7 protein-coding genes and 1 pseudogene are annotated in these 13,350 nt (G+C 62.6%); 6 read left to right on the forward strand and 2 right to left on the reverse strand.

Annotation, left to right across the window (positions count from 1 at the left end; genetic code table 11):
• Positions 1-388: 388 nt before the first annotated feature.
• The 6 genes and pseudogenes from ACOKR1_RS08715 (at position 389) to ACOKR1_RS08740 (ending at position 10,094) form a co-directional block, all read left to right on the forward strand.
• Positions 389-1,885, forward strand: a complete 1,497-nt coding sequence (locus ACOKR1_RS08715) for a DUF3375 domain-containing protein (protein ID WP_422936265.1) — start codon at positions 389-391, stop codon at positions 1,883-1,885.
• Positions 1,878-2,606, forward strand: coding sequence for a DUF4194 domain-containing protein (locus ACOKR1_RS08720; RefSeq protein ID WP_422936266.1), 729 nt, complete (start codon positions 1,878-1,880; stop codon positions 2,604-2,606). The genes ACOKR1_RS08715 and ACOKR1_RS08720 overlap by 8 nt, the downstream gene beginning before the upstream one ends.
• Positions 2,554-5,961 carry an ATP-binding protein gene (locus ACOKR1_RS08725; protein WP_422936267.1) on the forward strand — a complete coding sequence of 1,136 codons (3,408 nt, stop codon included), beginning with the start codon at positions 2,554-2,556 and terminating at the stop codon, positions 5,959-5,961. The genes ACOKR1_RS08720 and ACOKR1_RS08725 overlap by 53 nt, the downstream gene beginning before the upstream one ends.
• Positions 5,958-7,121: a Wadjet anti-phage system protein JetD domain-containing protein gene (locus ACOKR1_RS08730; protein WP_422936268.1), complete on the forward strand. Its 1,164-nt coding sequence runs from the start codon at positions 5,958-5,960 to the stop codon at positions 7,119-7,121. Before ACOKR1_RS08725 ends, ACOKR1_RS08730 begins: the two co-directional genes overlap by 4 nt.
• A 211-nt stretch (positions 7,122-7,332) precedes the next feature.
• A pseudogene (locus tag ACOKR1_RS08735) lies at positions 7,333-8,407 on the forward strand (IS630 family transposase).
• Positions 8,408-9,215: 808 nt separating this feature from the next.
• A complete protein-coding gene (locus ACOKR1_RS08740) occupies positions 9,216-10,094 on the forward strand; it encodes an SMEK domain-containing protein (protein WP_422936269.1) in 879 nt (292 codons plus the stop codon).
• A 198-nt stretch (positions 10,095-10,292) separates the two neighbouring features.
• Here the strand turns inward: ACOKR1_RS08740 and ACOKR1_RS08745 are convergent, their stop codons facing one another.
• Both ACOKR1_RS08745 and ACOKR1_RS08750 read right to left on the reverse strand, forming a co-directional pair.
• Positions 10,293-10,721 (reverse strand): hypothetical protein, encoded by a 429-nt coding sequence (locus tag ACOKR1_RS08745; protein ID WP_422936270.1) that lies wholly within the window; start codon positions 10,719-10,721, stop codon positions 10,293-10,295.
• Between the two features lie 456 nt (positions 10,722-11,177).
• On the reverse strand, positions 11,178-13,280 hold the full coding sequence (locus ACOKR1_RS08750) for a GmrSD restriction endonuclease domain-containing protein (RefSeq protein WP_422936271.1): 2,103 nt from the start codon (positions 13,278-13,280) through the stop codon (positions 11,178-11,180).
• Between the last annotated feature and the right edge of the window lie 70 nt (positions 13,281-13,350).

Here is a 13,350-nt window from a genome sequence, read left to right on the forward strand (position 1 = left end):
GGACGACGAGTCCGCCGCAGATGCCTAACCCTTGTACATGCCATAGCTGCCGGCGGTCCTGGCAGGCTGAAACCATACCGGTGCTTCCGTTTGCTGCTCGTTGTGCTCATCGCTGAGTCACCTCCCAGCAGGTAGGTGCACACGCGCTCCCGGGCAATCGAGCCGGCGCCGGTACCAGGGCCGGAAATGCCATTGCTCGTCCGTGGGTCGGCTGCGCGAGCTCATCCCGAGAAGACATTCCCCGCCCACAACTACGCCTACATGGACGAGTTCGCGTGCGCCCCATTTAGGTCTCGGCGCGGATGTGGAGCTAGTCGTCGGGCGAGCTCGTAGTTTTGTCGGTGGCCACGGTTAGGTTCGTGCCACTGGTTATGTCGGAGGTATGTCTGTGAGTGATATTGCGGGTGAAGTGGGACGCATTGCCGAAGCGTGCGAGTCTCCGACGCTGCGGCTGCTCAACCAGAAGTGGGCGCCCTTCGTGCTCGCCGTGTTCAGGTCCTCGTTCAGCCGACAGACCAAACAGGTCAAAGCGGAGCGGCTGCACGCTCGGGTGGACGCATATCTGCACGAGTTGGAGTCGCTCGGCTACGACACTCCACCCCAGGCTCAGGGAAGAGCCCTTTGCATCGCTTGGATGAATGACCAGTGGATCAAGAGGGTTCCTGCCGAGGACGACGGCGGGGAAGCCTACGAGCTCACCTCCCACACGCTCGCCGCCCAGCGGGTGATAGAGGGACTCTCCAGGGAGCGAGCTTTGCTCAGTGAGTCCCGGCTGACGACAATTCTCGATGCAGGGCGCAGATGGGCGGTCGATGCGAACGCCGACCGAGAGGCCCGCATTGCCACCTTGGACGGCGATATCGCCAGGTTGACCGCCGAACGCGACCGCCTCGCTGGAGGCGGTGAGCTGTTGAGCGCTAGCGACGATCGGATGCTGAACGGCTACATCGACATGGTGGACCTGCTCGGCCAGTTGCCGGGAGATTTCCGCCGCGTCGAGGAAGCCCTGGACTCGATCCACCGGAAGATGATCAGGGACTTCCGCGCCGAAGAGCGCCCGAAAGGCGAGGTGCTGGACGCCTACCTCACCGCGAGCGACCATCTGACCTCGCAGACCGAGGAAGGCCGAGCCTTCGAAGGCGCACTGACGATCCTCAACGACGAAGAGCTCCTCGCGGGCTTCCAGGAGGACCTCCGCGCCATCATGGCCCACCCGTTTGCCGAAGCCTTGCGGACGGACGAGAAGCGGGACTTCCTCAAAGCCGCCTCCATCCTCCGTCAGGGTCTCTACGACGTGCAGTCGCAGCAACACAAGGCATCCCGGTCGCTGGCAGAGCATCTGGCCAGCCATGACTCGGTGGACGAGCGGGAGCTGACCAAGGTCCTGCGGCAGCTCCAGCAGGAGATGTCCATCTGGATGGAGGGAGCCCGCCCTCGGGACTATGTGCCGATGAAGTGGATGCCGGCAAAGCTCGAAATCGAGCACCTGCGGACGAGGTTCTACGACCCGGCCATCGAGAGGCCGGTGCCGCCGCTTGAGGATGTCTCAGGGGGAGCTCCCGAACCGGTCTCCCTGGAGGAGATCCGGCGCTATGGAGGCCCGATGCTGGATCAAGTCCGCTCGAGGGTGGTGGAGGCGCTGCGAAGCGGGTGCGGGACACTCGGATCGGCCTTCAACGAGTTGGAAGACAGCCTTCGCCGCCCAGTCGAGGTGTTCGGACTGCTGCAATTGGCGACGGACATCGGCATCATGGACGGTCAGGCGGCGGAGACCGAGATCGTCGACACCATCCGGCCCGACGGCACCAGACGTCGCTGGCTGATCCCGCGGTTAGCAGCCAGGGCAGAGCAAGTACAAGGTGCACGAGGAGAACGAAATGAGTGAGGACCTGTACGCCGACGAGGCGGGCGTCTTCGTCGGGCCATCCGCGATCGAGGAATCAGCCGACGAATCGAGCCTGTCCCTCTTCGAGGGAGACGAGGGAGGACTCCGTCTGGCCCAGCGGCAGTGCCTCGTCACGCTCCTCAAGAAGCACGTCCTGACCGCCGAGAGGAACCCGAGAGAGTGGGCCACGCTGCTGGATGACCCCGGCGTCATCAAGGCCAGGCTCAACGATCTATTCCAGGACCTGGTGCTCGACCGGGACCGAGGCGTGGCATACGAGATTCAGGTACGCTCCGAGACCCCCGGACGGTTCCCGCCCCTTCTGAAGGACGTCTCCTATTCCCGCGAAGAGACCATCCTGCTGGTCTTCCTGCGCCAGCGCTACCTGACCGATCGCTCAAGCGGACAGGATCGAGTGCACGTTGACCGCCAGGAGTGCTTGGACCACGTGGCCAGGTTCCGGCCGGCCCATGCCACCGACGTCACCGGAGACCGTGGCAAGGCCAAGAACGCAGTGGACTCCCTGCAGGCTGCCGGGATCCTGGCCAAGACCGCTGACGAGGACCGCTTTGCCGTCTCTCCTGTCATCGAGGCACTGCTGCCGCTGAAGAAACTGCACCTCCTGCTGGAGTGGTTCACCCAGGAGAACAGCCCAGGCGGCCCTCCCCATGATGACCACGAAGCCGACCACGATCAGAACGAGGACGCGGACGATGACTGAGGTGCCGTTGATCGCCGGCTACACCGAGGGCACGATGCAATGGAAGGCCGAGCGACTCCAGATGATCAACTGGGGCGGATTCCACGGCTATCACCCGATCGACTTTGCCCTGGGTTCGACGTTGATGTCGGGGGCGTCCGGCACGGGGAAGAGCACCCTGCAGGACGCCTATACAGCCCTGATGATGCCCGCGACAGTCGGGTTCAACGGCGCTTCGAATGACGCCAAGACAGGCCGGGCCAGAGGAGCCGACCAGCGCAATATCCTCACCTACCTCCGCGGGAAGCGGGACGATGCACCTGACGGCGAGGAGCGGGTGCTGCGCGGGGACGGAGCCCCCGTGTGGGGAGCCATCGCCATGACTTTCGTGGATGACACCGCACGGCGGTTTACTGCGATCCGCGTGTTCTTCGCCCCGCCCGAAATCCAGCGCGACACCGAGGTGCTAAGACGGCTGATCACCGTCAACGGCCCATTCGACCTTCGGGATCTGGATCAGTTCGCCAACGGAAAATTCGATCCCCGCACAATCCGCGCCCGCTTCAGCGGACTCGCCTTCTACGATGGGCCAGGCAGATTCATCGATGCGGTCACAACCCGGCTGGGGATCGGTGCCAACGGAGACGGCGACAAGGCCCTTCGCCTGCTGGCGCGTGTCCAGGCGGGCTATCAGGTCGCGACCGTGGACGGGCTCTACAAGCAGATGGTGCTCGAGCAACCTGCTACCTACAGGGCCGCGGACCGCGCCTGTGACCAGTTCCAGAACCTGGACCAGTCCTACAGGGACCTGGAAACGGACGGCGAGAAGCAGCGCCTGCTGAGCAGGATCGCCGACCTCCACCAAGACTACGAGAGGTCTCGGCAACGTGCCGATCGTCTAGACCGCTACGGAGTGGGCTGTCTGGGCGATACGCCTTTCCGGCTCTGGGGACTCCGTGCGCAGTGCCGCCTGCTCGAGAAGGCGGAGACGCACACCCGGCAGGAACTCGGCGAAGCCCAAGCCTCCCTTGCCAAGGCCATGGGAGAGGAGGCATCACTCGCCCGACAGCTGAAGGAGATCGAGGAACAGCAGCGCGCCAACGGAGGCGGCGCGCTGGAGGCCATCAGGGTCAGGATCCAAGAGGAAACGGCGAAACGGGACAAGGTCCTGAGTGCTCGGGCCCGTTTCGAAGCGAACACCGAGGTGCTGGCGCTTCGATGCCCGGACGAGGAAACCTTCACCGACGCCCGTGCCGCTGCGAAAGAATTCCTATCCTCATCCGCGGAGAAAGAACGGTCGCTCACCGATGGCAGGGACAGCCATGTGGCAGCGGTGCCCGAATTGACGAGGCGCCTGGGTGAGCTGGTCGAAGAACACAGGTCTCTGAAGAGGCGTGACGGACGCGTCCCCCTCGGCCATGACCAGGCACGCAACCAGATCGCAGCGGCGTGCGGCATCCGTCCTCAAGACCTGCCTTTCGCCGCGGAGCTCATGGACGTCCACCCAGACCACGAGAAATGGCGGAGAGCAGCCGAGGTAACCCTCGGCGGAGTAGGCCTAACGATGCTCATCGACGAGCGCCGGCAGAAGCACATCCGCGAGACCGTTGACGCCCTGCACCTTGATCAGCGCATCAACTTCGAGGGCGTCGATCTCACCCTTGAGGCCGCTGAACCCTCCGACGCCCGCTACATCTCGGGACGGCTCATCTTCAAGGAATCACCCTTCACAGCATGGGTGAAGCAACGCGTCGCCCAGCAGAACACCGACCACCTGTGCGTCGGAGACCCCTCCCAGTTGGGTGGGGCCAACCCCAAGGTCACCGTGAATGGGCAGACCACACGAGGCCGACGCGGCGCTCATGGCTGGAACCGTGACCAGAAAGGCGTACTCGGGTTCTCGAACGAATCCAGACTGAGGGAGATCGAGAAAGAATCCGGAGCCATCCGGGACGACCTCGACGGCCACGAGACGGCTATGAGGGCGCTCGATGAGGAGATCGGGCGGCTCCGTGCAGGAGCCAAGGCATTCCAAGCCATTATCGACACGGAGTGGGAGTCCATCGACCTCGCCAGAGTCGAAGGCGCTATCGCTGACCTGACTCATCAATGCGAGGCCCTGCTTGAGAAGTCCGATCTCCTGGCCGAGTTGGAGCGTCAGCACGACAGCGTGGATGAGCGCCTCAAAGGGTGGAGGAAAGAGCATATCCGGAGTGAAGACCGGGTAGAGAAACTCATGGATTCCTGGGAAGAGATCATCGATTTCCAGGACAAGGTGTCGAAAGAGCGGGACGGCCTGGAACGCCTTGGGAGCGTCATCCTCTCCGATGAGGACGAAGAACACCTGAACGAAGAGTTCGACGCACTGAACCCGCAAGTCGACCACCGGGGCTTCGCGACTGCGGCGAACCGGCTGAAGGAAGCCCTGAGAGACGAATCCGTGCGCGAGTGGAAGGCTGCTTCCCGAACAGCGGATACCCTTTCGGGCATCTTCGCCCAGTTCAACGAGAAGTGGTCCGACCCCAACCGAGGCTCCTCGGTTGAGGCATATCCGGAGTTCGCCATGATCCACGACGACATCGTGAGGCACGGGCTCTTCGAACGCCGACAAGCCTTCAAACGCCAATTCCAGAAGTGGAGCGGCAACGACCTCAAACTGCTCAACGACGCCTACGAACGGGCGCTGACCGACATCGAGGAGCGACTTGAGCCGGTCAACCACATCCTGGCCGGCTTGCCCTTCGGGGCCCAGCAGAATCGGCTGCAAATCGTGCTGAGACGCCTCAACCCCGAGCAGTTGGTGGCATTCCACAAGGAACTGAGAGCCTTGTCCTCGAACGTTACCCAAGACTGGTCCGACGAGCAGACCGAAGAGCGCTTCCACCGCCTCCAGAAGTTCATGACCCGCCTGGCAAAACCCGAACCGGGGGCTTCCACTCGACGTGACGAGCTGCTCGACGTGCGCAGGCACATCAAGATCACCGCCCACTGCGTGAACACGCGAGGACAGGTAATCAGCATGTACTCGGCCCTCGGCGGCAAGAGCGGCGGCGAGTCGCAAGAACTCGTGGCCTTCATCGTCGGGGCGGCCCTGCGCTACCAATTGGGCGATGACACGAGGACCAAGCCACGCTTTGCCCCGGTCTTCCTGGACGAGGGCTTCGTGAAGTCCGACGGCGAGTTCACAGCACGTTCGGTCCAGGCATGGCGCGGGCTCGGCTTCCAGCTCATCATCGGGGCACCGACAGGACAGCTGACCGCGCTGGAGCCGCACATGGACCTCAACCTCTTGGTGACCAAGAACCAGTCAACGGGGTACTCCTTCGTCATTTCCTTCCGAGACGCCCCCGAACTGATATCGGGAGAGACCGCATGAAGACACCGGCTCAGGTCGTCAGAGAGATCGAGCGGCGCCTGGACAAGTCATGGCACCTCGCCCTGGGCGGCGATACATCGCACTGGCCGCACTCGTTCCCGCTGGGCAAACCCACGAGAGCCGATCTGGACGGAGACTTTGCTGCTGCACAGCACTGGTCCTTCGAATGGCAGGACTGGGCTCGCGCGAACCATCTGGATCTGGCCTACCAGACCCGCCGGGCTGGGGCGACTCAGCAAGAACTCCCCTCCCATGTGAAGGTGCCGGACATCGATATGGCAGCCCGAGTTGTCGGATCAGAGTGGCGCCCGCGTTTGGCGCGAGGACGCCGCAGATTGGAAAACATCCGCACTCGATTCCCTTCGATCCAAGACCCATGGGAAATCGTGAGGGCAACGGACAGATATCCCGAAGTCGACTTCGAGCTCCTCTGCACCGCCGCCGCCTGGTTCCAACAGAACCAGGGGTCGGGATTCTCGCCACGGCAGGTGCCGATTGTGGGACTTCATTCGAAGTGGCTCAACGGCCACCGACAGCACGTTCTGGCTCTCGCTGGAGTGGAGAGCCTGGGACTGGTCGAGGTCCGTCCCAACCCCGTCCACTTCACCTACATCGACCCCGGGCACCGCCAGGGGTGCGGGCGACTCCACGATAGTGTCTGTCCTGGTTCTTGGATGCGGCCCGAATACGTACCCGAGATCGTCATCATCACCGAGAACAAGGACACCTCGGTGCTCTTCCCCCTAGTGCCCGGGGCGATCAGTGTGCAGGGCCATGGTGCCGCTGGGCCCAGCCTGATCAGCCAGGTCGAATGGCTGAGCCAGGCGCCTCGCATCTTCTACTGGGGAGACCTGGACGCGCGCGGCTTCGAAATCGTCAACGACTACCGCCGTTACGGCGTCAAGATTGAGACGATCCTCATGGACCCGGCAACGCTGACGCGGTTTGCCCAGTTCAAAGCAGAAACCGACGACAGGGGAGTCGCTCTGAAGCGCTCTCCGAGGAAGCCCCTGCCGTTCCTGAACGACGACGAACGCATCACATACGGAATGCTCACGGATCCCTCCGGACCGCACCCAATCAGGGTCGAACAGGAACGCGTGCCGCTCGGTGACGCGCTGGCCGCATTGCATAATATGCTTCGTCTGGTCCGAGACTGAACCCTCGGCCTTGCTTCAATGCCATAGACAGGCCGGGAGCCCCTTACCGGGCGCAGTACGGATCTTCCCGGGCAAATGTGCGCCCACCCGTGGGGCGGTAGGCGCCCACGGTTGGGGCCAGCACGTGGCATGCATCGTACGTACTCTGGCCGCCACCTAGTGTCGCGTGGCGTTAGTCTCTGAATGGTTGGGTGTTTGGGAGGATGGCCTTGTGGCCAATCGTCCCGCGCCCGCATTGGGCCTTCGTGATGGTGATTTCGAGGAATTGAGGCGGCTGACGCGCTCCCCGTCGGTGCGGGCCGGGCTCGCGCAGCGGGCCCGGATCGTGCTGCTGGCCGCCGAGGGCGTGGCGAACACGGTGATTGCCGAGCGCGTCGGTGCGAGCGTCGTGACCGTTCTGGCGTGGCGGCGCCGGTACGCGGAGTCCGGGCTGGCGGGGCTCGGCGACCTGGGGCGCTCGGGGCGCCCGCGGCGGGTGGACCACGCCGAGGTCGTCTCGGCGACCCTGGCCCCGCCGCCGAAGAAGTACGGGGTGACGCACTGGTCCTCCCGGCTGCTGGGGAAGCACCTGGGGATCTCCAACACCACAGTGGCCAGGGCCTGGCGCGAGTACGGCGTCCAGCCGTGGCGTTCCGGGACGTTCAAGTTCTCCACCGACCCCGAGCTGGTCGGGAAGGTCACCGACGTCGTGGGCCTGTACCTGGCCCCGCCCGAGGACGCCATCGTGCTGTGCGTGGACGAAAAAAGCCAGGTGCAAGCCCTGGACCGCACCGCACCGATGCTGCCCATGCAGCCGCACCAGATCGAGCGGCGCACCCACGACTACACCCGCCACGGCACCACCAACCCTCTTCGCCGCCCTCGAGGTCGCCACCGGCCAGGTCACCGCCGCGGTCAAGCCCAAGCACCGCAGGCAGGAATTCCTCGCATTCCTTCGCCAGATCGACCGGGCCTACCCCGGCCGCGAGCTGCACCTCGTGATGGACAACTACGCCACCCACAAGACCCCCGAGGTGAAGGCCTGGCTCGCCTCCCACCCCCGCTTCAGCGTCCACTTCACCCCGACCTCCGGCTCCTGGCTGAACCTCGTCGAGGTCTGGTTCGGCATCATCGACCGCCAGGCCATCCGCCGCGGCGTCTTCACCTCCGTCAAGGACCTCAACGCCAAGATCCGCCAGTTCATCACCGGCTGGAACGACCGCGCCCACCCCTTCATCTGGACCAAGACCCCCGAACAGATCCTCGCCAAAGCCAAACCTAAAACGACTTCAGAAACGCGACACTAGCGGACTTCTTTCGAAATCGTTAGACCACGGCGTTTCGCTGGGCGGTGAGGTCCTGAGTACTGGTCGAGACGCGGAGCGTAGCCGATGAGCATGTCCAGAACCGTAGCGTTTAGGGTACCGTGATCGGGCAGTTTTGCGGGCGGGTCATACGGGAATCGTGAAAGCCGGAATTCCTGGCTTCTGCTGTTGGGCACGGTACCGTCGTGCGGTGTCCGGTGGACGGCTGGCTTACGGACACGTCGATTACGCTCAAGGGCAACGGAGTTGATAGGGGGACGGTTTGGGACATGCAGACCCAAGCGCTGCAGTTCCAAGAAGTGGTCGGCAAGCCGGGGCAGACTAGAGTCATGGACCACAGAATGGCTCAACGTTGATTCAATCTCGCCGCAGACATCATACTTTGAACCGATTGGATAGGATTTCCTGCGTTTCGTCTGTGGTTGGCAGGTTGAACGCCCTTCGAGCCCAGAACGAACCGGCGCGGTTGTCGTCATGAAGAGCCTGATTGGGCAGCGGCGCGTCTCTGATTCATTGGAGACTGAAATTGAGAACGCTGGGGAAGGAACGGCCACCTTGCGAGTGGGTGGAGGAAACCCCGAAGCCCGGCTATCTTTCGCCCTAGCGGTGCTGAAGCACAGGGAAAAGTAACTTCAGCATGATCCGACTTGATAGACGGCCTCTGAGATGACAGGCGACGGTTCTGGCCATGGTGAGACCTCACGGTCGCTCATCGCGGCGTTAGCGAGTGGATGAGGTTAAGCTCAAAATATGTTTCGGTCCCGGAGTCGATCAGTAGAAGGGAAATCACTTGGACGAAATTGTCGTCAAGGAACGGATTGTCGATCGCATGAGTATTCTGGAATCTCATGTTTCTGGGCGAGTCGCGCATGGTCTCACCGACGTGACCTCGGCGCTTGAGGTTCTTTACAGGGAGGTCCTCAACCTGACGCGTGGGTGGAACCTCGCATCGACCAATTTCCCTAGCCGCAATTTCCCGGCCGTCGATCTCCACGACGTAGGACGGCGCGTGGCCGTCCAGGTCACGGCCACGTGCGACAACAAGAAGATCGTCCAGACCCAGGATACGTTCACGCGGCACGGGCTCAGCGCGCGATACGACAGTCTGATCTTCGTCGGAGTAAAATCGGTAAAGTCACCGAAGCAGCTGGCGCCATGGGCACAACTCTTCACCCAGAGCCAGCTTCTGAATCTCGAAAACCTAGACTTGGCTCAACTGTGGGCTCTAGATGACCGGCTCGCAAAGAGCATCTCTTGGGACCGATTCACACAGGAATCGGATCGACACTGCTTTGACGTCGTTCTTGGTGTCCTCGACCGCGATGCCATCAGACACATGACCCAAGTCGAAGGCAATTTCGGTGACATGCTTGACGCGCTGCGGCAGATTAAGCAGGTAATCAACGAGGGACGCGTCAAAGGAACCCGAATCCAAGCGAAGGCCTTATCGCTCTACGACACGCCATACGTTCAAATCCTCGAAGACATCGACACCCATGTCGGCCGCATGGCGAGCATCGTGAAGCGGAACCTGGAGCCATACAATTTCCTACCTCACTCCGCAGCAGCAGAAGTAGACCAAGAGCGTCTGGAACTTGTCGAGGAGGTCAACAAGTTCTGCGCAGCACATGGGCATGATCGTCGCATCCATACGTGGACCGGCAGGTAGAGATTCACTCGACGCGAGCATTCTCCGGTGACCGAAAAGGACGCCGAGGCTGAGGCCCGGAGGCGTCGTCTTTTTGGTATTTCGCAGCTCCCGTTAGCAGGTTGACACCGGCGCCATGGGTGCGAGCGGTCGGTCATCTCAACGAAGATGGCTGGCTAATTGGCGGAGGTGGGCGTCTCGTTGGCTGTGGATGACTCCTTACGCCCGGCGTTCCAGCACGGGCAGGTGCGCGACCTCGGCCGCGGGACGGTTCCAGTTGATGGTGTCCCTGCCCCACTCGATCACGAGGCGGTCCGCCAGTGGGGCGAGGAAGCTGCTCGGGCGCAGGTCGTAGTACCGATAGGTGTTCGTTCGCTCGATGCGGACTTCGCCGCGATTCTCGAAGACACAGTGGAGGCGCGTCCGGCGGCCGCCGTCCGCAAGAAAGACGGCCCAGTATCTCGGCGGATCGGCGGGGAATCGCCTGGTGCCTTGTGCGCGCGTGTAAGCGAGGAGCTTCTTGGGGTCATAGAGATCCTCGGGCTTTTGGATCTCCTCGTGGCCGCCCTGCCGGAAGCTGTGCCGGAGAGCATGAATCTCTCCAAGGCGGATGATCGGGTCATGCGCCGCACCCTCGGCCTGCAGCACGCTCCCGAGCGTAAGAGGCACAGCGGATCGGATTGGAGCAGGGGCAGCGTGGGGTGCGCTGGTGCGGAACCGGGGATCAGTCACCGGGACAGGTTACGTCTTCTCAGGCGTTGAGGATGAGCCCGAAGTCTGCCGCCGTGTCGGTAAGAAGGTGGCGCTGGGTTTCACAGGTCCTGAGGGGCGGCACGACGTAGCAGGCCGAGTCATCCCACATGAATTCGTTGTCCTGGATACTTGGTCGAAGGGATCGACTCCGGCGAGATCAATCAGTTGAAGATGGCCTTCGACTAGTGCGGCCCCTTGGTTAGAGACGAATTCGCGGGGATCCGGAACAAGCCTAAGCCTCCCTCTGCCAGTGGATGCCTCCGGCGGCGTAAGCACGCTCCGGACCTGCCAGTTGCTTCGAGGCTGCAAGCGAGTCTGTCCCTCGCACACGAGGGTTAAGCCAGGCCTGGGCTATGCCGAATCATTGCCCATCTGTCGCTCGAAGGCCTGCCCGACCAGGCTGAGAATGTACGGGAGTTCTTCGCTGGAGTCGAGGACTACTTCGCTGTCACCGTTGCCCCATCGGCCGAGGTTGGTGACGTCGCGGGCCATGCCCCGGGGGTCATTCAGCTCGTGGAAGGGGATGTTGATCGACAGGAGCAGGCGAGAGGTCTGGGGGATGACGTCGACGAAGTTGGTCTCTGCCTTGTAGGCGATGTACAGCTTCAGGAACTCCTCGGTCACTGCTGGGTCGAGGGAGAGGACCTCTTTGCGGAATTGCTCGAAGAGGTCATGGGTGAGAGTCCCGGCTGCAAGGCTTCGATGGTCCTCGATGGTGTAGGAGGCGGTCGCTGCCGGCTTGCTGGCCGGTCGGTAGCGGTCGAGAACGTGGGAGGGGAGGCGGGGGGCGCGCCAGATTCCCGTTGCGGTCTCCGAAAGCTTTGCAGCGCGCCTGTCGATTGCCTCCTCATCCCATCGGGCAGTCGTGCCGAGGCCGGCGTTGAGGCGTAGGGGGCTTTCGCGGAACCCTCCGGGCATGTCCCTCTTCTCGGCAAAGGGGTTGTCGCTGTACTCGCTGTTGTAGCCGGTGAGGGTGAGGTTGCCGAGGGTGTGGAGCTTGGTCTTGTGCACGCGTTCCCAGTCTGGTCCTATCTCGTTCCGCCATGCCGCCGGCAGGTCATTGTTCTGGGGCATGATGTGCTCGATCGTGTACTCGTCGACCGGCACCCGCTCCTTGCGGCCGTCGTTCTCGAACCGTCGGAGCCAGTAGCTGCGGCTGCGGAAGTTGTAGATGTCGCGTGATTCGAATTCCCGTCGGAACTCGTCATCGTTTGGAAAGCGCCGGTAGGAGGGCAACAGCTGGAAGGCGGCCTGGACGCTCTCGAAGTAGGAGTCGTCATCCAGACCGCGTGTGAAGGTCGCGAAGGTCTTGTTGAGGGAGTTAGTCGGGATCGCGCAGACCGAACGCCTGAACACGTAGGCCTCGACGAGCCGGACGATCGAGAGGAAGTCGTCTCTGCTCAGTCGCTCCTCGTCGTAGCGGGCGTAGACCTCCAGCAAGAACGGGTAAGCGACGTCGACTCGGAGCTCCCGAAGGTCCTGAAAGGCTTCGGCGAGGCGCCTGTCGGGCTCTCTCCCCAGAGCCATGGCGCAGTAGTAGTTGGCGAACCGTTCGATGTCCTCCACGAGCGCATCCACGCCGGCTTCCGCGACAGGTTTGCGGGCGGCGTACTCCTTGAACGCCTCGTAGACCGCCCTGACATTCGGGATCTCGGAGGACTTGATCGTCAGGTAGTCGCGCATGAAGCGGTCGAAGTGGGTGCCGTAGGACTCTTGGCCGAAGCGTACCTCCATGGGACGCCAATGCGCTTCGTACAGCCGCGTCTGGTGCTCCGGGTCGAGCCCCATGAGGACGTAGTTGCGGATCAGGTCCGCCTGGCTCAGTTCCCGGCCGGTCGAGTTCATGCTCTCGAAGATCAGCTGCGGATTGTCCTGTCCGCGGCTGAGCGACACATCGACGATCATCAGCTTGAGCAGGCCCCGGCACAGGGCGTACAGGCCCGAACCGAGCTTTTCGACCATCTGGTCGAAGAATTCGAAGTTCTCCCTTACACGGATCGAACTCTGGTCGGGCAGTGGCTGCTGGCGCACCAGTGCGAGCAGGCTCGTCCTGTCGTTCTGGGTTAAAAGGAGCTTGTGCCCTCGGTCCCCTGACTCGAGAGGGTTCTGCAGGAAGTAGTGCCGGATCTTGAGGGCGCTGAACCCGTCGATCGGCTCTCCTTCGACATGCCGGGCGAGGGCCTCGAGGATCAACGAGACAGTGGTCAGACGCTGCTGGCCGTCGATCACGAGCAGAGGCGACTGGCGGGAGGCTTGGTAGAGATCCTCTTGGATGTAGACGACCGAGCCGATGAAGTGCGCGTTGATCCGGTCGTCCTTGCCAGCGCGCATGACGTCGTCCCAGAGCTGCTGGCATTCTTTGATCGTCCAGCTGTACGTGCGCTGGTAGATCGGGATCACGAACTGCGGCGATGCCTGCAGGAATTTCAGCAGGTTGGACTCGACGGCTTTCACGCGGTTGCTACCCCTCCATTAGACAAGCTCTGGCCTCATCCTAGGGCCGGCTCATGATGGGACGGCGCAT

The sequence above is a fragment of the Sinomonas sp. P47F7 genome (assembly GCF_049332655.1).
Classification (GTDB): Bacteria; Actinomycetota; Actinomycetes; order Actinomycetales; family Micrococcaceae; genus Sinomonas.